Genomic DNA, 20,882 nt, shown 5'->3' on the forward strand with positions numbered 1-20,882 from the left:
TATGGAAGAGCTGCGCTTCCCGAAGGCCATCAACAGCAAGGGCCAGATCGCGGGTGATGGCTGGGTACGGGATCCGGACGGCTCCGTACTGAAGCTCGCCGCGTTCAAGAATCAGTACATAGAGGTCGGGTCACTGAACAACTCAGGTTCGGTCGTCGGCCTCGTCGACACGGACCCCGACCCGTTCGTCCTGGAACTTCGAGCCTTCCGTACAAAGCCTGGCAAGCCCATCGACCTAGAAAAGGACATTCTTTCGTCCGTCAATACAACCGGGGCCTTCGACATCAATCGGAAGGGAGAGGTCGCAGGCTACGGAAAGGATGTGCTGGGCGGCGGCGGCCACGTCCCTCTCATCTGGGATGAGGACGGTACGCGTCATGAGATGACGACCGCTTTCGGCGGCAGGGCGCTCGCGATCAACAACGCGGGTGTCGCCGTGGGCGAGCTGAACACCAGATCCGGCCCGACACGGGCCGCCTTGTACGCGGACGGTACCGGGGTCGACCTGAACACCCTGGTGCCGGCGGGAACGGCCCTGACCTTGGAAAAGGCCACCGGTATCAACGATCTCAACCAGATCACCGGTGTCGCCAAGGATTCGATCGGGGTGCGCCACGCCTTCCTGCTGGACCTGGGAGTCTCCAAGCCCGTCGTCGATTCGGTCACCCTGGAGACGAAGAGATACCCGTCCGAGGAGTGGGGTGTGGCTGAGGCCGTGACCGAGGGAGACCCGGCGCGCGTCACGGTTTCGGTGACCAACCCCGACTCGCGGCCTGTCGACGCGCGGATCGAGTTGTCCCAGGCGCCGAAACCGGAGGATGCCGTCCCCGGCACGCCGTTGCCCATGGAACCGATCGAGCTTGAGTTGGCTCCGAACGAGACCGTCAACGTGCGGCGGAATTGGGACACCGCGGGGGTCGCCTGGGAGAACGGTGAGGTGAACCTGGCCCGGCATGTGAAGGCGCGGCTGTACATCGGCGATACCAAGCAGGGTTTCGCCGAGTCGAAGAGTATCCTTACCCGGCCGAAGCCGGTGGTTTTGGTGCATGGCTGGAAGTCCAGCGCGCAGAACGCGTGGGGATCCGCTCATGAGATCTTCAAGGGCCTGCACCCTAATATCGGGTCGTTCGCCGTCGGTGACGGTCAGTTCGGCGCCGAGGGCGGCACCCTGGACATCGGTGACCTGTCGGACTCCTCGAAGCCGACCAAGACCCTCGCTGAGAATGCCCAGGAGTTGGCGACGTATGTCGAGAACGTGCGTGAACGGACGGGCGCCTGGCACGTCGATGTCATCGCCCACTCGATGGGTGGTCTGATCAGTCGCCAGATGATTCAGCAGGAGATGCCGAGCTCGCCGGATCACAGGCCGGTGGTGAATCGGATGCTGCAGATGGGGACCCCGAACCGGGGAACTCCTTGTGCGGACATGGTCGTGCTGAGTTCGGTTTTGACCAATACCTCGATTCCGCACTCTCCGGCCACCCAGCAGAACACCACCCGGTTCGTGCGGGATGAGTTCAACGACCGTTTCATGAATTTGAAGGGGGTGGCGCCTTCCAACCTGGCGGGGATGGGCAGGCCTTTGCCCTGTGTGGCTCCTCCGGAGCATACGCTGGTGATGGTCACCGACAGCAGCGGCGCCCTCGGGACGGCCGGCGTGCCGTATGTCATCGAGGAGGCGGCGGCGAACACCGCTCCGGTGCTGGACGTCGGAGGCGACGTCGAGCTGAGCGCCGGGGAGAAACTACAGCGCGTCGTGACCTTCACCGACCCCGGTTCCAGCTCCTGGAGCGCGAGGGTGGACTACGGCGACGGGGCCGGCCCCCGGCCGGTGATACCCGACGAGGCCAGGCAGATCACGCTGGAGTATCAAGGTGCGTGGGGAAAGGTTTCACAGAACTTGCCGACCTTGCCCGGTCCCGCCACCACGTGAGCCCGTTCCGGCCCGCCAGCCGGGCCACCTTCTCAAGATGCTGAGACGCGGTGTCGTTGTCACCCATGGCGGAGGCGAGCAGGGCCAGGTACCAGTCGACAGGCCCCATGCAGAGCACCGCCGAAACCGTTGAAATCCGCCCGGAATACGGCAGCAGCGCCGAGTAGGTCACCTGGCAGGCCGGCAGGTCACCAACGGCGGCCTGGGCCGCGCCTTGCAGGCAGGTCGCGGAGAGCCATGACCAGTCCAGAGGAGGTGTCGGCCAGCCGTTCGCGGTCAAAGCCTGGGCCTCCTCCGGGCGGCTCTGCGCGCACAATTGCAGTACCCGGGCATCGTGATCCGCACTGGGATGAGCACCGGTGATCGCGTCGATCGGCGGCCCTGCCTCCGCCATGGTGCCCCGGTGATAATGAAACATGAGACGCCCGATCGCCACCGCGCCGTTCGCATACCAGTAGCCGATTCGGGTGGCCTGGCGTTCGGCCTCGTCGTACAGGATTTCGGCGTCGTCGAACCGGCCAGCCAGAATGAGCCGGTTGATCCGCCATATGGTGTGCTGAAAGCGCGGCCATGGCAATGACAGCCGTTCCAGCATGGCGTCGCAGCGGGCGGCGGCCGCGTCCGCACCGGCCAGGTCGAACAGCTCCAACCGGTGGTGGGTGAACATCATCTGGGCGAGTAGTTCGAATTCCGGCATCCGGGTGCGCAGTGCGAGCTCGTGTAATTCCTCGGTGAGCTCCAGCAACTCTGGGATATGCAACGGCTGAGGCAACGATAGGTGCCGGGCGTTGAGCATCCGCATCAGCAGGTACGGCTCGCCCAGCCGACGAGCGATCGCCACGGCCTCAGCGGAAAAGGTGTAACCGCGTCGGTCATCGGTCCCGTACAGCTCCTGTGCCAGTCCGCCCAGGAGCAGGGCTCGCTCGTGGCCGTCGGTTTCGGGCAGCGCTCGCAGCGCGGCCTCGAACCGATCCACCAGCCGCAACTCCGTCGCGCTGTACGGGTCACGCAGTGTCCAGATCGCCGGGGCGTCCAGTGCGGTGAGGGCGCGGGCGGTCAGCTCCGAGCTCGCTCCGGCTCGGTCGGCGGCACGCACGGCCTCCGCGCGGGCCTGCCGCGCACCGATCGCGTCCCCTGCCTCCAACAGCGCACGGACATGCCGTAGCAGCAGCTCCACGTGCTCTACCGGGTCACCCGCGCAGGCGCCGTGCGCGGCGACCGCCCGGCCCCACCAGACAGCCGCCTCCTCGTAGGCCAGGCGCAGGCTCACCTGTTCGGCGGCGGCGGTCGCCCAGCGTGTGGCATCGGCGTACGCGGCCGGGCCGGCCTCCACCGCGTGGTGAGCGATGACAGTGATGTCCACGCCTGGCCGGGAGGACAGGGCGGTCATGACCGCCTGGTGGGTGACCGCCTTGCGCAGCGGCGGGATCTCGTGGACGAGGGTCTCCCAGACCAGGTCGTGGGCGAACGCCATGGAACCCTCACCGGGAACGATCAACCCGGCCTGGGCGGCCCGGTCCAGCGCGTCGTAGACCTCCACCCACCCGATCTCAGATGCCTCGCACACCTCGGCGACCACGCCCGGGTCGAAGTTCCGGCCGATCAGTGCGGCGACCCCCAGAACCTCACCGGCCCGCGCACCCAGTCTGCTCAGCCACCAGCGGATCAGGTCGGCCACCGCTTCGGGAACTGTGCCCAGATCTCGTCCCTGGGCCAGCAGCCGAGCGCTTTCCCGCACGAAGAAGGGGTTGCCGCCGGTCCGCTCGGACAGGCGCTCGGCGGAGGACTCGTTCAGCTCAACGCCCATAGCCGAAGCGACCGCCCGCACGTCCTCCACCCCCAGGCCGGTCAGCCGGATGCGAAGCAAGTCATACCGGGCGAGATGGCCCAACAAACCATCTAATGAGAGACGGAACGAGCCACCGGGAAGTGCTGTGCCATGAATCGCCGTCTCGTGGAAAGCCGTCTCGCGGAATGCGGTGACCAGCGTCAGCGGGACGTTCGCCGTCTCGCTGCCCACCAGCATGGCGACATCTCTGAGCAGTTCGAGTGAGGCCGGGTCGGCCCAGTGCAGGTCGTCAAGAACGATCACCAATGGCTGGGTCTGTGCGGTCGTGGCGAGCCAACGGGCGATGGTTTGGTTGCGGTGGAGCAGTGCCGTCTCAGTGGAGCCGCTGGGCATCTCCTCATCGAGGAGTCCGGCCAGCGCCTGGCGGTCCGGTAGCGGCCAGATCTCATCCAGCGCGCGCAGCACCTGCAGCCACGGCCACAGGGCCGGGGTTCCCTCCACACTGTGGCAGTTGCCCCACAGCACCACATAACCGAGGCTGGCACACTGGTCGCGAAACGCCTCCAACAGCCGGGTCTTGCCGATGCCGGGCTCACCGCTCACCGCTGCGATGGCTACACCGTCCCGGCCCGCACGTATCGGCAGCATCTTCAACTCCGAAAGCTGCCGCTCCCGGCCGACAAGGAGTCGCGGTGGCGACTGCGGCGGTATGGGTACCGACACCGCGGTGGTGGTCAAGGGCGGGATTGTCAGGGAGTCGGAGTGCCGGAGGATGTCCTCCTCCAACGCCTTTAGTTCCGGGCCGGGGTCGAGGCCGAGCTGTTCGGTGAGCAGGTCCCTGGCACGGCGGAGTACGGCGAGCGCGTCGGCTTGCCGCCCGGTGCGGTACAAGGCTACGGCCAGCAGACACCACAGCCGCTCGCGTAGCGGGTGCGCGAACGCCTCGGTTTCCAGATGGGTGATCACTGCCTGTGGGCGGCCGAGGTCCAGCAGGGCCTGGGCGCGCCGCTCGATCGCGACCAGGCGCAACTCGCGAAGGCGGCTGACATCCGCGATGGCCCAGGTCTCATCGGCGAATTCGCCGTACGGCTGGCCGCGCCAGAGCCGCAACGCCTTGTCCAGGGAGACGAGCACCTCGCCGGGAGGACGTGCCTCCGAGCGGGTGACCAGTTCGGTGAACCGGATCGCGTCGACGTTCGTGGTGGCGAGCAGGTACCCGGGAGGCCGTCCGATGAGCAGCAGGGGAGGGGTGCGGGGGTTGCGGCCGGGCTCAATGGCCCGGCGGAGATTCGATACATACGAGTGCAAGCTGGACAGGGCGCTGGGCGGAGGTGCCCCGCCGTACAGGTCATCGATCAACGTGTCCGCGGACACGACCACTCCCTGCGCGAGCAGTAGCCGGGCCAGCACCGCACGCGGGCGCGGGCCGCCGAGATCGACCTGGACCCCGTCATCGTTGTAGGCCCCCACCAGGCCGAGAACCCGAAACTCCACCATTACCACCTACGATCTCAGTGGGCATGTCGCCACGAGGATGCCCATGGGTTCGTGAAACCCGATGAACGGCGGCCCCTGCGTCTTGCTGGGGACTCTGCTTCCTTGTTTCACATCGAGTGCCTTCTGGGGAAGAAAGCTCTGTGACATCCGATGCATAGTGACTGCCTGCTCTGCCGTAGCTCGCCCCTCGTAGAGTGATGCCGAATCCACCGAAATCCGATATCTAATCTTAGGGTGTGTGTCGTGGCTCACGAAGCCGATTTTCGGAGCCGGAGCTGATCGGTGCGACGTCAATGTGACCGCCGGCCTCACGGAGAGTACGCCCAGGTGACGGCGGCCATAAGGAGCCGTCCGTGCGGAGCTGGTGCACATGCGGATCGTCGATGGGGAACGCGCAACGCGCCGGACGGTGGCGGGGAGAAGCCGACCGCACACCCAGGGCGGTACGACGGCACCTATCACCGTGATCACCGCCGTGCGTAACGGAGAGATTACGGAATGTTGGTCTCGGGCATTCTTGGCAACGCCTTCGTGCCCGCCCGACCGGAAGTGAAAAAGACGTCATGTGCTGTCACGACGGCACGGCTCGGTCATGCCTTGCCGTGGTCGGCAGGGGGGTCACTCTCCTGGAGAGTCGATCGTGCTCACGATCACATCGCCTGGAGTCGCGGGGAGACGCCAAACGCTCGTGCAGCCGATGTGTGATCCGGCCGTAAGGCGGGGCGATTGGCGGTGAAGTGAGGACTTCCGCCAGGAAGAACGCTCATGTCGTAAGGTGTGGGCTGCCTAGGGGGCGCGCTCCCCAAAGCACACTCACAGGTAACGGCAAGTAGTGGTGACTGCTCGCCCGCCCTGAGCAGGCGGGCGAGCAGGACGAGGACTCCGCCAGATCCATCAGGCAAGGCGGAGTCCGTCATGTGGTGGGGTACGTGATGTCAGATCAACCGTCGTCTCCTCCCGGAGTCATTCCTGCTGTCCGCCGGAGTTCGTGACCGCGGAGCCTCACGTCGTCAAGCGATCGGAGTCGCTTGGAACGGCTTCGGATTCCCTCAGGTGGGTGAGGGCGACGGTGGCGAGATCGCCGATCGTGCGGCGTTGCAGGAAGACCGCCACCGGCAGGGTGACGCCGAGGTCGGCCGCGATCCGGTTGCGCAGCTGAACTGTCATGAGGGAGTCGAGGCCCAGGCGCTGCGGGCGCTGCGCCGGGTCGACCTTCTCCGGGGGAAGCTGGACGATGGCCGCGACCTGCGTGCACAGGTACGCCGCGATGAGCTGTTCGGCCTGCTCGTTGCCGAGGCCGGCAAGGGTGGCCGGTTCGAGTTCCGCCATGGGGGCGGCATCCCCTGGACCGTCTTCCACGAGGTGCCGCAGGAGGGACGAGGTGCGCATGGTGGGGAAGTAGTGGGTCCAGGCGGTGGGGTCGAACGACATGACGGACGCCTGGGCATGCGGGGAGGGGAGCAGGCGGTCGAGGACGGCCAGGCCCTCGGCGGGAGCGAAGCCGGCGAAGCCGCGCTCGTTCAGCCGGAGGTCCTTGCTCGCCTTGGCGACCTGTCCGGTGGCGGACCACTGTCCCCAGTTGACGGTCAGGGCCGGGAGCCCGTTGGCCCGCCGATGCCAGGCCAGCCCATCCTGGTAGCCGTTGGCCGCGGCATAGTTGCCCTGCCCGGGCGAGCCGATCACCGAGGCCGCGGACGAATAGAGGAGGAACAAGTCGAGGGGCAGGTGGCGGGTGAGTTCGTGCAGGTGCCAGGACCCGTGGACCTTGGGAGGCATGGGCGCGAGAAACCGCGTGCGGTCCAACTGCGCCAACGTACCGTCGTCGAGGACGACGGCGGAGTTGACGACTCCTCGCAGGGGAGGCATGCGCCGGGCGATGTCGTCAAGGAGATCTGTCACCGCTGCCCGAGACGCTATGTTCGCCGTGCTGATGTGCACCTGCGCGCCGGCGGACCGCATCGCGGCGATCCGGTCCATCACGCTCTCCGCAGCGCCGCTGCGGCCGACCAGGACGAGATGGCGCGCGCCTTTCTTGACGAGCCACTCCGCGGTGAGCAGCCCGACCCCGCCGCAGCCGCCGGCGATCAGGTAGGTCCCATCCGGCCGTACGGGGACCGGATTCGCGGAAGGAAGCGGTCGGTGGCGGAGCCTCGTGCTGTATCTGCGACCGTCCCGCAAGGCGATCTCCGTCTCGGTGCCGTCGTTCCTGATCTCGGCTGAGAGGGCACGGAGGATGCCGGAGTCCGGATCCTCGGGAAGGTCGATCATTGAGCAGCGCAGTTCGGGATGCTCGTAGGGGATCACACGGCCGATGCCCCACACCGCGGTCTCCGCGGGGCTGACGTCGCCGGTATCGTCCGGAGCCTGGGCGGCCGTGGTGACCAGCCAGAGCCGGGGAGCAACCTGCTGATCACTCGTGAGCCCCTTGACCAACGCGAGCACCTCGTAGGAGCGCTCCAGCGCGTCCGGTCCGGCCGTCTCCTCGACGGGGCGCGCGGTGGACAGGCGCACGACGGCTCTCGGGGGCCACGCTCCGCTCTCCGATTGCTCCTTGATGAGCATCGTCCAGTCCTCGGTGGAGGAGAGGTCGAGCACGCACCGGTGGGGGTCGAGCCTCTGGTAGCCGGCACCCGGCTGGACCAGCAGCGGCTCGCCTCCAGCGGCCGCCAGCGAGGCGCACAGTTCGGCGCCGAGGGGGGAGTCGCTCACCACCAGCCAGGGAGCCTGCTCGGGTGCGGGGTCGGTGAGAGGCTCCAGTTCCGTCCACTCGACGCCGTACAGCAGACGGCGTGCCCTGTGCTCGACGACCTCCGGTGGATCGGCGGCCAGCCGCTGGATCTGGAAGCCGTCGATGGAGGCGAGCACGCGGCCCTCGTCGTCACCGACCAGCACGTCGAATTCGACCAGGCGGGACTCCTGCCCGGCCGATGTCCGTACGGCGGTCGACCACAGGCGCCGGCCGGGCTCCGGGCGCGCATGCACCCGGCAGCGCCCGGTGTGCACCGGCAGGTAGGTGTCGTCCCCGGTGTCACCGCCGCCGAGCAGGGCCATCACGGGCTGAAGGGCCGCGTCCAGCAGCGCCGGATGGAACAGGTAGCGTCGCAGTCCGGTGGCGATGCCGGGGTCCACCCGCAGCTCGGCGGCCACCACCCCGTCCCCGCAGTGGAGCGCGACGATCGACTGGAAGGGGCCGGTCTGCTCGATGCCGCGGCTGCGCAGCATGGCGTAGTGCTCGGCCACGTCGACCGTCTGCGGATAACAGGCCAGGTCCGGACTTCCGGCCCAGCGGGCTTCACCGGCGGAGCCGCCGGGACGTAGCACGGCCGTTGCGACCGGGGTCCATTCGGTCGTCCCGCCGCCGGTCGTGTCGGCGAGGTAGCACGTCCAGCGGCGGCCGCGGTCGTCCTCGTCCGGGTCGAGACGGGCCTGGAGACGCTGGGGCGTCCCGGGGGTCAGGAACACGGCGCGCTCCAGGCGGAGCTCCTCGACGGCGAAGGGCCGGTCGCCGTACGCCTCCTCGCCGGCGGCCAGGGCGAGCTCGTGGTAGGCGGTGCCGGACAGCATGGGCATCTCGTGGACGCGGTGGTGGTTGAGGTAGGGCAGTCGCTCGTCGTCGAGGTCGAAGTCCCACACCAGGGTGCCGGCGGGGGCCAGCGTGAGGCCGGTGCCGGTGATCGGGTGCCCGCCGCCGTCCCCGACGGCCCCGGTCCGCCTGACCGGGTCCCTCCAGTAACGCTCGCGCTGCCAGGGGTAGGAGGGCAGGGGGATGTGGGGTCCACGGTCGGGCTGCATCCGGGGGAAGTCGATCGTCCGCCCCTTGACGTACAGCTCGGCCGCGGCTTCCAGAAGGGCGGTGCGACCGGGCGTGTCGCGGGCGAGCACGGTGACGACCACCCCGTCCTCGCCGGCGTGGCGCAGGTTCTGCTGGATGGCCCGGGCGAGCAGCGGGTTGGGGCTGAACTCCGTGAAGGTGTCGAACCCCGCCTCCACCAGATGCTGGACGGCGTCCGCGAACAGCACCGGCTCGCGAAGGTTGTCAGCCCAGTACGCCGCGTTCATCTCGGGCCCGTCCAGGAGGCGGCCGGTGACCGTGGAACACAGCGGGACGTCGCCCCACCGGGGACGCAGGGGGGCGAGCAGTTCGAGGAGCGGTTCGCGGAGGGGGTCCATCTGCGGGCTGTGCGAGGCGATGTCCACCTGTACACGGCGCCCGAAGACGCCTTCGGCGTCAAGGTCGCGGAGGATGGCGTCGATCTCCTCGGGCTCGCCGGCGAGCACGCAGGAGACCGGGGAGTTGCTCACCGCCAGGACCGTGGTTCCGCGCCGCTTCATGATCAGCTCCTGGGCGCGTTCGGACGACAGCTCGACCGCGGCCATCGCCCCCCGTCCGCTGGTGGCCCGGATGAGCCGGCTGCGGCCGCAGATGATCCGCGCGGCGTCGTCGAGATCGAGGATTCCGGCCACGTGTGCGGCCGCCACCTCTCCCATCGAGTGCCCTACCACAGCGTCCGGTTCGAATCCCCACGACCGCCACAGGCGGGCGAGCGCGACCTGCACCGCGAAGATCGTCGGCTGGGCCACATCGATCTCGGCAAGGCGGGAGGTCTCCGGGGCGGCGTTGAGCTCGGCGGTCAACGACCAGTCGACGTAGGGGCGCATGGCGTTCTCACAGTCGGCGATCGCCGCGGCGAAGACCGGCTCCTCGTCGAGCAGGTCGCGACCCATGCCGACCCATTGCGCCCCCTGGCCCGGGAACACCCATGCCGTCCGGTGCGGGGCGTCGGGATCCCGGACGTCATCGGCCTCGCCGGCGTACACGCCTTCCGCGTGGCCGTTCGCGGCGAAAGCGTCCAGTTTGGCGGCGGCCTCCTCGCTCGTGCCGGCGACGACCGCCAGCCGCTGGTCGTGGTGGCTGCGCCGTGCCCCCGCCGCGCCGGCGATCTGGTGCAGCGAGGAGGGGAGCAGGTCCCGGTAGCGCGCGGCGAGCGTGCTGAGCGCGGAGGGGGTACGCGCTGAGATCGGCAGCAGCACCGCGCGGTCGCCGTCCTCGCACCGCTCCTCCGGTCGGCTCCGCTCGTCCCGTTGCGAAGCGGAGGGCGGCTCCTCGACGACGATGTGCACGTTCGTGCCGGTGATGCCGAAGCTGCTGACCCCGGCCCTGCGGGGTCCGTCCTCCTGTGGCCAGGGCTGTCCCCGGTCGCACACCCGCACCCGGATCTCGTTCCAGGGAATGGAGGGGTTGGGCGAGGCGAAGTTGAGGCTGGCCGGGAGCCACCCGTGCCGTACGCACAGCACGGTTTTGATCAGTCCGGTGACACCGGCGGCGCCCTCGGTGTGGCCGAGGTTGGTCTTCACCGAGCCCACGAGGAGCGGCCGATCCTCGGGCCTCCCCTGCCCGAGTACCCCATCCAGTGCGGCGATCTCCACCGGGTCGCCGACGCTGGTGCCGGTGCCGTGGGCCTCCACGTACGCGACGCTCGCCGGGTCCACCCCGGCGTCCCGGTAGGCCGCTTTCAGAGCCGCCTGCTGTCCAGGGACCTGGGGGGCCATGAAACTGTCCGAGTGCCCGTCGTTGCTGGCGGCGGCCCCGCGGATCAGGGCGTGAACCCTGTCCCCGTCGGCCAGCGCTCGAGAGAGGGTCTTCAACACGACGATGCCCGCGCCCTCGCTGCGGACGTAGCCGTCGGCGCGGGCGTCGAACGTCTTGCACTGGCCGTCCAGGGCCATCATCGCGCCCTGGGAGAATCCGATGCCGTGGTCGGGGGTGAGGATGGCGTTGACGCCACCGGCGAAAGCGAGGTCGCACGCCCCCGTGCGAAGTGACTGGACGGCGAGCTGGATGGCGACCAGCGAGGAGGAGCAGGCGGCATCGAGCGCCACGCTCATCCCTTTGAGGTTCAGGGCGTGGGAGATGCGGCCGGCGTTGCCCCCTCGGGTGCTTCCCGCGACCGTGTGCACGTCGAGCTCTTCGATGACTCCCGACTGACGGTCCCAGTAGTCGCTGGTGATCACCCCCATGAAGACCGCTCCGGTCAGCTCCGGCATTCGTTCCAACACCAGGCCGGCGTCCTCGAAGGCCTCCCAGGCCACCTCCATCACCATGCGGTGCTGGGGGTCCATCGCCGCGGCCTCACGGGGGGAGATGCCGAAGAACTCGGCGTCGAACTCGTCGATACCGGAGACGAAACCGCCGTACTTGGAGGCGATCTTGCCCGGCACGCCGGACACGGGGTGATAGACCTCCTCGACCGGGAACCGGTCGGATGGGATCTCGGAGATCGTGTTCTCACCGCGGCACAGCAGCTCCCACAGCTCCTCCGGGGAGTTGGCACCGGGCAGCCGGCAAGCCATCCCCACGACGGCGATCGGCTCTGGCGAGGACGTGGTTTCGTGGTTCAAGCTCATTGCGGTGTTCCTGTCACTGCTTTTGGGCGGAAGGCCGGGAACTCCGCGCCCATGCCTGAGCGAGCAGCGCGGAGTCACCGCGGCCGGAGAAGAGGCCGCGCATCTTCGCAGCCTGCTGTTCCAGCGCATCGAACGATGGCGGTCGTCACTTGCCGCCGACTTGTGGACCCCCTTGCCGCCGGCTTGAGTTTGCGTCCCGAGATGACGCCGGGCCGGCAGCGGCCGGCGCGGGTAAGGGCGTGGTGAGGAAACCGACCAGCGCGGCGATCAGGGGAAGCGCGATCCGCTGAGCGGAGGCACGACTGAATAACCAGTGCACAGGAGTGACTCCGTGACTATGGTCGTGCCTTCCGGGCACGGCTGGGGGATGTCGGTCGCCGATAGTGACCGGTCGCGCTTGTAAGTCGCTTGGCCTCGATTGCAGCGAGCTTGCCGAAGGCCCACAGCACCGCCGTGGTCACCCGCCGGTACCGCGAGCCGAACCGCGACATCGTGCTCAGGGCGTACTACGCCGCCGGGCCGGGCCGCCCTGACGAGCCGAACCAGCGGAGCGGGAGCCACGCCGTGACCAGGCGCGGCCGGTGCGCGATGAGGAACGTGGCCGCGATCGGAGATGCCATGCCGGCGACGGTGTCGGGAATCGCCGGCGGCACTGGGCGCCACGCCGGGGGAAGCGCGAAGGTGACGACGAGCGAGAGCAGCACCGGCGCCGTGGATGTGAGGGCCGACACGGTAACGGTCACGCGCCATACCGTAACCCCCGCCCCCCCGCGTCGCCCGTTCGGATCGCCATGGCGGGCGTGTCTCACCGCCGGGCAGGGGGTGCCCCGGAGTCGGCGGGCACGAATTCCGGCCGGCGGTCGATGCGCGTGCGGTCGGCCTCGGACCCGAAGTGATAGTCGATCTTCCGGGTCGCCTCCGCCCACTGCCTCATCGTGCGCACGGGGGTGAGCGTCTCGACCACGAACGGGTCGTGCCAGCGTTCGACGGCTCGTCGCCACAGCTCCTCCGGGGGGTCAGTGAGCATGTTGCCGATCGTTCCCTCGTAGGCGGCCATCGCCCGCGCGGCTCCGTCCGGCTCGATCTGCAGGACGGGAAAGAACCTCCCATTGCGGATGCGGTCGGGGTGCATCTGCAGGGCCAGGTTGTCCGTCGTGGCCACCTGTACGGACGACGGTGCCAAGGAGCGCAGATGTTCTTCGTACTCGTGACTTCCCAGCAGCTCGACCTGGGCGTCGGAGAGTAGTTCGTGCCGTGCGAATCCCTCGCGGCTGGCGAGCCCTTCCGGTATCACCGCCCCGAACGCGATGGACTCCAGTTCGGGAAAGCGGGGCGCGATGACGGTGCAGAGGTCCTCGAGCTGGTGGGAGTTGCTGCTGACCACGACACAGTCGATCCCCAGGCCGAGGCGACTCCCCCCGCGCAGCCGCCGCCGCTCGGCGGCCTTGTCCAGGAGTGCCAGCGTGTTCATCGCCCGGTCGAACGATCCGCGTCGGCCGCGAATCCGGTCGTGCACCTCCGCGGTGGCGCCGTCGAGGCTCACGCTCACCTTGAAGGAGCCCCGTACGATGTCGTCGATCATTTCGGGGCGCAGCGACCAGCCTCCGGTGAAGAGCGAGACCGCTATCCCCGCGTCGGACATCCGGTCGGCGATCTCGAAAACACCCTTCACCAGGAGAGGTTCGCCACCGGCCAGGCAGACGCCGTACGGGTTCATCGCGATGATGGCGTCGGCGGCGCGAAGCATCTCATGGTGATCCAGCTGACGTGGCGGTCGACGCCCGGATTCCGAGTAGCAGTGGGAACACCGCAGCGGGCACGCGTAGGTGATGTCCCAGACGATCTCAAGCGGGCGATCGGGTATTTTCATGGTGGCGCTCCTGACGCATGACAGGCCGGGGCCGGCTTTGTGGATGTGAGGAACTCCGGGTGAGTCCTTGCGGCGAACGGATGGGTGAGGCCGTCACGGCCAGGCAGGTGGTGCCCGCCTGGCGCGTCAGCCGGTGGCGATGAGGAACTGGGTGGCGGCGAGTTCGGCGTAGAGCGGGTCCGTGGCGACCAGCTCGCTGTGGGTGCCGACCGCCTGGACCCTGCCCGCGTCGATGACGACGATCCGGTCGGCCAAGGTGACCGTGGACAGCCGGTGCGCCACGACCAGCACCGTCGTCGTCCGGGCAGCCTCGGCGATCGTGTCCCGTAGCGCCGCCTCGTTGACGGCGTCGAGCTGTGAGGTGGCCTCGTCCAGCAGCAGCAGGCGGGGACGGCGTAGCAGCGCGCGGGCGATGGCCACGCGCTGGCGCTCGCCGCCGGAGAGCTTGGTGCCGCGGTGGCCGACCAGGGTGTCCAGGCCCTTGGGCAGCCGGGCCACCAGATCGTCGAGGCGGGCGGTGCGCAGGACTCGCTGTATCTCGTGGTCGGTGGTGTCGGGGGCGCCGAGCAGGAGGTTGTCACGGAGGGAGCCCGACAGGACGGGAGCGTCCTGCTCGACGTATCCGATCGCGGACCGCAGCTCCGGGATGTCCCAGGCGCTTAGGTTACGGCCGTCAAGGAGGATGCCTCCCGAGGTCGGCTCGTAGAACCGTTCGATGAGGGAGAAGAGGGTGGTCTTGCCCGCGCCGGAGGGGCCGACGAAAGCGGTCATGCCCTGTGATGGGACGGTGAAGGTCACCCCGCGATGCACGGGCGGCAGGCCGGGCGCGTAGTGGAAGTGCACGTCGTGGAACCCCAGTTCGGCGGGTGCCGTGCCGGGCGCGGGGAGTACGGCGGCAGGCCTCTGCGGCTCGGCCGGCAGTCGTTCGGCCTCCTGGATACGTGCGATGGCCGCGGCCCCGACCTGATACTGGCTGACCGCGGTGACGAGCCCTTGGACGGGTGCCACCAGGTTGAACACGTACATCAGGAACGCGATCAGCGTTCCCACGTCGGTCACCCCGGCGGCCACCCACTGGGGAGGGGGCGGCGCGCCGTGGGGAACCGGTTGTCGTCGTCCGGTATACGCCAGACCGGTTCGAAGAACACCGGATCGGCCTGGCAGTAGGTCACAAGCTGGGGAAGTGTCTCTTTCATCTGGTCGAACTCCAGGATGCTGAAGGCGCGAAGGGAACTGTTCGCACGAGATCGTGTTTTCTGACATCACACGCCGGTCGCCGGCCGCCGGGGACGGTCCGGTTCGAGAACGATCGGCAGTCCGAGGAGGTAGCGCACGCTGCTCTGCCGGTAGTGCAGACTCTGGGAGTCACGGGCGAGCTCCATGTCCGGGAAGCGCCGTGCGAGCGTGCCGATGGCGATCTGCGTCTGGGCCCTGGCCAGTTCCGCTCCCAGGCAGTGATGGTGGCCGTGCCCGAAGGAGAGATGGGGGTTGCTCGCCCGCTCGATGTCCAGCAGGTCCGGATCGGTGAAGAACGACGGGTCCCGGTTGGCCGCCACCAGTGACGCGGTGAGGAGGTCGCCCTTCGGTATCGGCGTGCCCTCCACATCGATCGGGGCCGTCACGCGACGGGCGATGCCCACGGGGAACGGTGTGATGAGTCGCAGCAGTTCCTCGACCGCGGTGACGATCAGCGTGGGGTCGTCCACGAGCCGCTTCCACTGCTTGCGCCGGAGCAGAGCGGCGACACCGCTCGCCAGCACGGTCGTCGGCGCCCGATGCCCGTTCACCATCAGAAACCTGGCCGCCGAGATGAGGTCCTCTTCGGACAGTCCGTCTCTCTCGGCTTCGACGACCCAGCCGAGCAGGTCATCCGAGGGGCGGTTCCGCCTGGCCGCGATCAGGGCGCGCAGGTAGTCGTCGATGTCGCTGTGCGCCTTGGGAGGCGGGGAGACAAGCCTTTCCAGGATCCACTCGTGTATGTAGCCCCGGTCCTGCTCCGGCACGCCGAACAGCTCGCACAGGACGACGACCGGCAGGGGGTAGGCGAACGTCGGGAGGAGGTCGATCACCTCGTGGGCGGGGATCGCGTCCAGCAGCGCGTCGGTCTCACGTTGTATGCGCGGACGCAGCGCCTCCACCCGTCGCGGTGTGAGGTGCCGCTCGATCAGCCGGCGCAGCCGGGCGTGCTCCTGCCCCTCGATCGTGATCAGATCCAGTTCGCCTTGATGGGCGAGAGCCGGATCGGCCGACTGGAGCCGGAACCCCGCTGTGATCTCCGCGTCCCCGGTCAGTCCCGGGCCGGCGAGGGGCGTGGTGGTCGCCTCGTGCCCGGTCAGCAGCCAGGACGTCGCCATGCCGGACGCGTTGACCCGATGGATCGGCCCCAGCTCCCGCCACTGCCGGAGCGCGTCGGGGTCGTTGAAGATCGCCGGGGTGAGTACCGGGAGCCTTGCCGGGGCCTTCAGGTGAGCGCCCGCCTCGCCCGCCTGCCGGTCCAGATCGGTAAGGAAGGGAACGAGCGCCGGGATCACCGCCTCCGGGTCGGCGGTGGAGAGCACCAGGACCGGGCAGAGCAGATCCGGGGCGGAGTCTCCGGGTACCGGACTCCCGTCACTCTGTGAGCCCACGACCACCACCGCGGCCACCCGCTCCGGATGACGATCCGCGACCTCCGTCGCCGCGGATCCGGCCGTACCGTAGCCAAGTAGCACAGCGCGATCCGGGCTGTCCGGCGCCGCCAGGAAATCCGTGATCCCTCCGATGCACGCGTCAAGGTCACCAGCCGGTACACCGGTCATCCGCACCTGCCAGCCCCGGCCGGTGAGCTCGTCCTCCAGGCGCTCGCTCCCGGCACCCCGGTTGAGGATCATCAGGACACGCCCCCCGGCGTCCTGGGTCGACTTGTCGTCCTTCGAGACCGTAACGGACAGTGCCCCGATCACACCGTTGGCGACTGTCGCCACGTCGTCTTCCCCCGATACTGCGGTAATTCAGAACGCCCCGCTTGGCTTGTGATCAATGCTGCCGGGGGAAGTTGGGATGCTCTTGTGGGCACTTGGGGTGTCGTTGTGGCCGACTTATGAGGTTCCCACCGTGGAGCGTCACCTGCGAGGTTCCGTCGCTGTCCGCATGTTCGCTCCTCGGCCGGGCGCGGGTGACGGACAGGAAGACCGGGGCGAGCATGGCCGGTGACTCTTTTGGAGGCCTGGACTCCTGGGAGGCGGCGTCGGGTTCGGACTCGATCTGGGGCGTCCCGGCGTTGCCGCAGCCGAGGGGCGGTGCGGGAGACTTGGAAGGTGACAATCGAGAACGCCCGCCCAGGTCCGCCGGAGACCAGCCCCTCCATCGTGCTGCTCACGCTGGCGCATCGGATCGAGTCCGAACTCGGCGCGGCCCTCGCGCCGCTCAGGCTGACGGTGAGCAGGTTCGGCCTGCTCGGACACATCTCCGGCGTGCCCGGCGCGTCGTTCAGTGACTTGGCGCGAATGTCCGGAATCACCGTCCAGAGCGTTCATGCGGCGGTGAAGGCGCTGTCTGGGGCCGGGCTCGTTCGTGACAACACCGCTCGCGCCGGGTCCGCTTCGGCCATCGAGATCACGCCCGAGGGGGCGAGCCTCATGCGGGAGGCGATGAAGGCCGTGAACGGGGTGGACGAGCGGCTGTTCGGCTCGGACGCCGACCTGATCCAGCGTCAGATCGCCGACACCGTACGCGCCGCGTTCGAAGGGCGTTCCCGGTCCTGATCCGACGTGCGAGCCGCCCCGGGCGGCGGGGCCGCTACCTTCAGGTAGGCTGAAGCACCTGCTAAGCTTCAGGCTGCCTGAAGGGTGCGGGGGGGAACTCGTGGAAGGTCTGCTGCTGTCGGCCCATGTACTCGCCGGCACGGTGTTCGTCGGAGGCTCGGCCGTCGCGACTCTGTCCGGAGCAGCGCGAGGCCCTCGCCGCCCCCGGCGACGGCAAGCGGTTGCGCACCCTGAGCATGCTCGCCGGAATCTACCGAGCTGTGGGCCGGTGCTCCGGCGTTCACGCCGGGGGTGAAGGTCTGCGCGCGGGGGACCTCGCAGACCTGTCGCCGGTGCGGCCGTCGTGATGCGGCGGCCCGGGACGGGACACGGTACGCCTGTGTCAATCCCGGGTGCGGCTGGGTCGGCCATGCCGACACCAACGCCGCGATCAATATCGACAACGCCGTCGGAACGCCGGTGTCAGGACGTGGAGACCTCGGGAATGCCCGGTCTGTGAAGCGTCAACCCCCGCGCGTCGCCCAGCCCGACGCGACGGGAAGAATCCACGGCCCTCAGGCCTGGGAGGAGTTCAAAACCTGCTGTGGGCGACCGTCGTGGTCCTCATGATCGTCCGCCCGGGAGCCCAGGCGTGATCACCATCGAAGATCCGTGGGATCCGGGGCATGGCATGCGGCTTCCAGGTCTGTGTCGACGTGTGAGAACCCCACGTGCTCGCCGACCGGTGGGCCGAGGCGCTCGGCTGGGAGGTCGGCCTCACGACGAATCCTGAGAGCCGGTGAGCGGTGTCTCGAAGCGGGCCAGCCAGGTGGTGAGGAGCGATTCGAGGTGCGCGGCCTCTTCGGGGGTCAGTTCGTCGAGGAGGCGGCGTTCGTTGCGCATGTGCTCGGTGAACGCCCGGTCGATCAGTTCCTTGCCGGCGGGGGTGAGCGCGACCACCCGGCCGCGGCCGTCGCTCTCGCTCGGGCGGCGGGCGACAAGCCCGTTGCGTTCGAGCCGGTCGATGCGTTTGGTCATCGCGCCGGTGGTGACCATGGTGAAGGCGGCGAGTTCCCCGGGCGCGCGCTCGAACGGCGCGCCGGCGCGCCGGAGGGTGGCGAGGACGTCGAACTCCCCCTCCCCGAGTTCGTATCGCCGGTAGACGACACAGAGCTGTTCGGTGAGGTGCCCGGCGAGACGGTGGAGTCGTCCGATCACCCCCTGTGGGCTCACGTCCAGGTCCGGGCGCTCGCGGGCCCATTCCTGCTGGATGCGGGCGACGTGATCCAGGGATTCGTTCATGGAGGACAATATAGCTTCCAGGGAAGTTATATTATCTTCCATGGAAGCTAATTTTCGCTGGGTGCTGGTCACGGCGGTGGCGCCGATCGCCTGGGGGACGACCTACTTCGTCACCCACCGGTTCCTCCCGCCCGGCTACCCGCTGTACGGGGCGGTCATCAGGGCGCTGCCCGCGGGGCTGCTGCTCCTCCTCGCCGGCGGGAAGCGCCCCCACGGGTCGTGGTGGTGGAAATCCCTGGTCCTCGGGACGCTCAACATGGGCGCGTTCTTCGCGCTGATCTACCTGGCGGCTCAGCTGCTCCCGACGGGCATCGCCTCGATGATCATGGCGACGTCACCTGTCGCGATGATGCTCACCGCCTGGTCGCTGCTCTCGGAACGTCCGCGGATCGCGCACCTGGCCGGAGCCGGCATCGGCGTCGCGGGCGTGTGCCTCATGCTGTTCGCCGGCGCGGCCGCCGTCGACGCGCTCGGCGTGCTCGCGTCCGTCACGGCCATGGTGATGTCGTCGGTCGGCTACGTACTGGCCAAGCGATGGGGCACGGACGTCGACGTGCTGTCGTCGACCTCGTGGCAGCTCATCGCCGGAGGAGTCGTCCTGGTGCCTTTCGCCGTCGCGGTGGAGGGTCCGCCGCCGGACCTGGGGGGATCCGCGATCCTTGGGTTCGGTTATGTCAGCGTCGTCGCGACGGCTCTCGCCTTCGCCGCCTGGTTCGCGGGACTGCGGCACCTGCCGGCGGGAACGGTGGGACTCGTCGGGCTGCTGAACCCGGTGACCGGGGTACTGCTCGGCACGACGATCGCCGGAGAGGTGCTCACCGTCCAGCAGTTCTGCGGGCTGGTGCTGACCTTCCTTGGAATCCTCCTCGGGCAGCCCGTCGCGGCCCGCCTCGCCGCGGCCGTCCGAACCAGGCGTTCACCCTCCGGCTGCCTGCCGTGATCGGCCTGTCCCCGACGTTCCAGCCGTAGATCGTGATGGTCCGGGTGAGTATCGTCGCCGTATGCCTGAACTGATCGCGCCCACCACGCGTTTGCACTCCGCCTGGCGTGAGGCGCATCACGAGTGGGGTCCCGGCCTCCACGAGGACGGATTCGGGCTGGGGCCGTCCGACGAGGTCGACTCGCCGGACGGATTCGCGGCCTGGGTGGCGCGACTGGCCGAGGGGTCGGATCCGGCGAAGCCGGTGGAGGCCGGCCGAATGGGTTGCGTGTATCGGTGGATCGTCGAGGGCGACCGGGTGCACGGCGGGATCGCGCTGCGGCACGGGCTCAACGACTACGTGCTGCGGTTCGGCCACATCGGGTACGGTGTCCGGCCGTCTTCACGTCGGCGTGGGCTGGCCACCTGGGCACTGGGCCGGATGCTCGGCGAGGCGCGGGAGCTCGGTCTGGACCGGGTGCTGATCGTCTGCGAAGTCGGCAACCTCGCCTCGGTGAAGACGATCGAGCACAACGGCGGTGTCCTCGAAGGCGTACGGGACACCGGGTACGGTCCCGCACGGCGCTACTGGATCAAGATCTAGTCGGCGGGGGCCGGCGCGGAGACGGATACGGCCACCGCCGGTACGACCGGGCGCCGGTGGCCATCGGCACCTGCGGGCAGCCCGCATGTCATCTGATGGAATGTCCGCTTCTAAGCTTCAAGGTGTGACGAAATACCTTGATGTGCATCCGGAGGGTCCGCAGCCTCGGTTGATCGGCCAGGTGGTCGAGCTGCTGCGTGCGGACGGGCTGATCGCATATCCGACGGACTCGTGCTACGCCCTGGGGTGCCGCCTCGGTAACAAGGAGGGCGTCGACCGGATCAGAGAGATCCGCCACCTGGGCAGCGACCATCACTTCACCCTGGTCTGCAGAGACTTCGCTCAGTTCGGCCAGTTCGTGCATGTGAGCAATGCGCTGTTCCGCTCGGTCAAGGCGGCGACCCCCGGCGGATACACGTTCATCCTGCCCGCGACCAAGGAGGTGCCGCGGCGGTTGCTGCACCCCCGGAAGAAGACGGTCGGTGTCCGGATCCCCGACCACGTCGTCACGCAGGCGCTGCTGGCCGAACTCGGCGAACCGCTGCTGTCGAGCACCCTGCTGCTGCCCGATGAGACCGAGCCCCTGACGCAGGGCTGGGAGATCAAGGAGAGGCTCGATCATGTGGTGGACGCCGTCATCGACTCCGGTGAGTGCGGTGCCACCCCGACGACGGTCGTCGACCTCTCGCAGGGCGAGCCGGAGATCCTCCGCCGGGGCACCGGAGACCCGTCCCTCTTCGAGTAAGACGGCCGACACTGTTCACGGTGGGTCCGGCAGGGTCTGGGGCCCGGGGCGGGGCCCCGGGGGGGCCCCCGCCGCACAACCCCCCCCCCCCCCCAG

13 protein-coding genes are annotated in these 20,882 nt (G+C 68.7%); 6 read left to right on the forward strand and 7 right to left on the reverse strand.

Going from position 1 to position 20,882, the window contains the following annotated elements; all coding sequences use genetic code 11:
* Position 1 precedes the first annotated feature (1 nt).
* Entirely contained in the window at positions 2 to 1,933 is a 1,932-nt protein-coding gene (locus tag AB0J58_RS32495) for a hypothetical protein (protein ID WP_364223089.1), read from the forward strand.
* Here AB0J58_RS32495 and AB0J58_RS32500 read toward each other — a convergent pair.
* The 6 genes from AB0J58_RS32500 to AB0J58_RS32525 all read right to left on the reverse strand — a co-directional run bounded on the left by AB0J58_RS32500 (position 1,857) and on the right by AB0J58_RS32525 (position 16,457).
* Positions 1,857 to 5,219, reverse strand: a complete 3,363-nt coding sequence (locus tag AB0J58_RS32500) for a BTAD domain-containing putative transcriptional regulator (protein WP_364223091.1) — start codon at positions 5,217 to 5,219, stop codon at positions 1,857 to 1,859. The two genes, AB0J58_RS32495 and AB0J58_RS32500, sit on opposite strands and share 77 nt — an antisense overlap.
* Before the next feature lie 1,002 nt (positions 5,220 to 6,221).
* Positions 6,222 to 11,624 carry a type I polyketide synthase gene (locus AB0J58_RS32505; RefSeq protein WP_364223093.1) on the reverse strand — a complete coding sequence of 1,801 codons (5,403 nt, stop codon included), beginning with the start codon at positions 11,622 to 11,624 and terminating at the stop codon, positions 6,222 to 6,224.
* A gap of 506 nt (positions 11,625 to 12,130) precedes the next feature.
* Entirely contained in the window at positions 12,131 to 12,367 is a 237-nt protein-coding gene (locus AB0J58_RS32510; RefSeq protein WP_364223096.1) for a hypothetical protein, read from the reverse strand.
* 62 nt (positions 12,368 to 12,429) lie between these two features.
* Complete coding sequence (locus AB0J58_RS32515) at positions 12,430 to 13,494, reverse strand: radical SAM protein (RefSeq protein WP_364223099.1); 1,065 nt, start codon at positions 13,492 to 13,494, stop codon at positions 12,430 to 12,432.
* A 126-nt stretch (positions 13,495 to 13,620) separates the two neighbouring features.
* The gene (locus AB0J58_RS32520) at positions 13,621 to 14,544 is read right to left on the reverse strand and encodes an ABC transporter ATP-binding protein (protein WP_364223102.1); all 924 of its coding nucleotides are present in this window, start codon (positions 14,542 to 14,544) and stop codon (positions 13,621 to 13,623) included.
* Between the two features lie 212 nt (positions 14,545 to 14,756).
* Positions 14,757 to 16,457, reverse strand: coding sequence for a cytochrome P450 (locus tag AB0J58_RS32525; RefSeq protein WP_364223104.1), 1,701 nt, complete (start codon positions 16,455 to 16,457; stop codon positions 14,757 to 14,759).
* Positions 16,458 to 16,790: 333 nt separating this feature from the next.
* Between AB0J58_RS32525 and AB0J58_RS32530 the strand changes: the two genes are divergently transcribed.
* Together AB0J58_RS32530 and AB0J58_RS32535 are read left to right on the forward strand one after the other, a co-directional pair.
* Complete coding sequence (locus tag AB0J58_RS32530; protein WP_364223107.1) at positions 16,791 to 17,237, forward strand: MarR family winged helix-turn-helix transcriptional regulator; 447 nt, start codon at positions 16,791 to 16,793, stop codon at positions 17,235 to 17,237.
* A 291-nt stretch (positions 17,238 to 17,528) separates the two neighbouring features.
* Positions 17,529 to 17,846 carry a zinc ribbon domain-containing protein gene (locus tag AB0J58_RS32535; RefSeq protein ID WP_364223109.1) on the forward strand — a complete coding sequence of 106 codons (318 nt, stop codon included), beginning with the start codon at positions 17,529 to 17,531 and terminating at the stop codon, positions 17,844 to 17,846.
* Positions 17,847 to 17,993: 147 nt separating this feature from the next.
* Here the strand turns inward: AB0J58_RS32535 and AB0J58_RS32540 are convergent, their stop codons facing one another.
* A complete protein-coding gene (locus AB0J58_RS32540) occupies positions 17,994 to 18,518 on the reverse strand; it encodes a MarR family transcriptional regulator (RefSeq protein ID WP_364223112.1) in 525 nt (174 codons plus the stop codon).
* Positions 18,519 to 18,558: 40 nt separating this feature from the next.
* Between AB0J58_RS32540 and AB0J58_RS32545 the strand changes: the two genes are divergently transcribed.
* The 3 genes from AB0J58_RS32545 (at position 18,559) to AB0J58_RS32555 (ending at position 20,786) form a co-directional block, all read left to right on the forward strand.
* The gene (locus AB0J58_RS32545) at positions 18,559 to 19,458 is read left to right on the forward strand and encodes an EamA family transporter (protein WP_343977910.1); all 900 of its coding nucleotides are present in this window, start codon (positions 18,559 to 18,561) and stop codon (positions 19,456 to 19,458) included.
* 61 nt (positions 19,459 to 19,519) lie between these two features.
* Positions 19,520 to 20,041, forward strand: a complete 522-nt coding sequence (locus tag AB0J58_RS32550) for a GNAT family N-acetyltransferase (RefSeq protein ID WP_364223115.1) — start codon at positions 19,520 to 19,522, stop codon at positions 20,039 to 20,041.
* Positions 20,042 to 20,141: 100 nt separating this feature from the next.
* Entirely contained in the window at positions 20,142 to 20,786 is a 645-nt protein-coding gene (locus tag AB0J58_RS32555) for an L-threonylcarbamoyladenylate synthase (RefSeq protein ID WP_364223118.1), read from the forward strand.
* Positions 20,787 to 20,882: the final 96 nt, after the last annotated feature.

This window comes from Streptosporangium sp. NPDC049644, assembly GCF_040675205.1.
In the GTDB taxonomy this organism is placed as follows: Bacteria; Actinomycetota; Actinomycetes; order Streptosporangiales; family Streptosporangiaceae; genus Streptosporangium; species Streptosporangium fukuiense.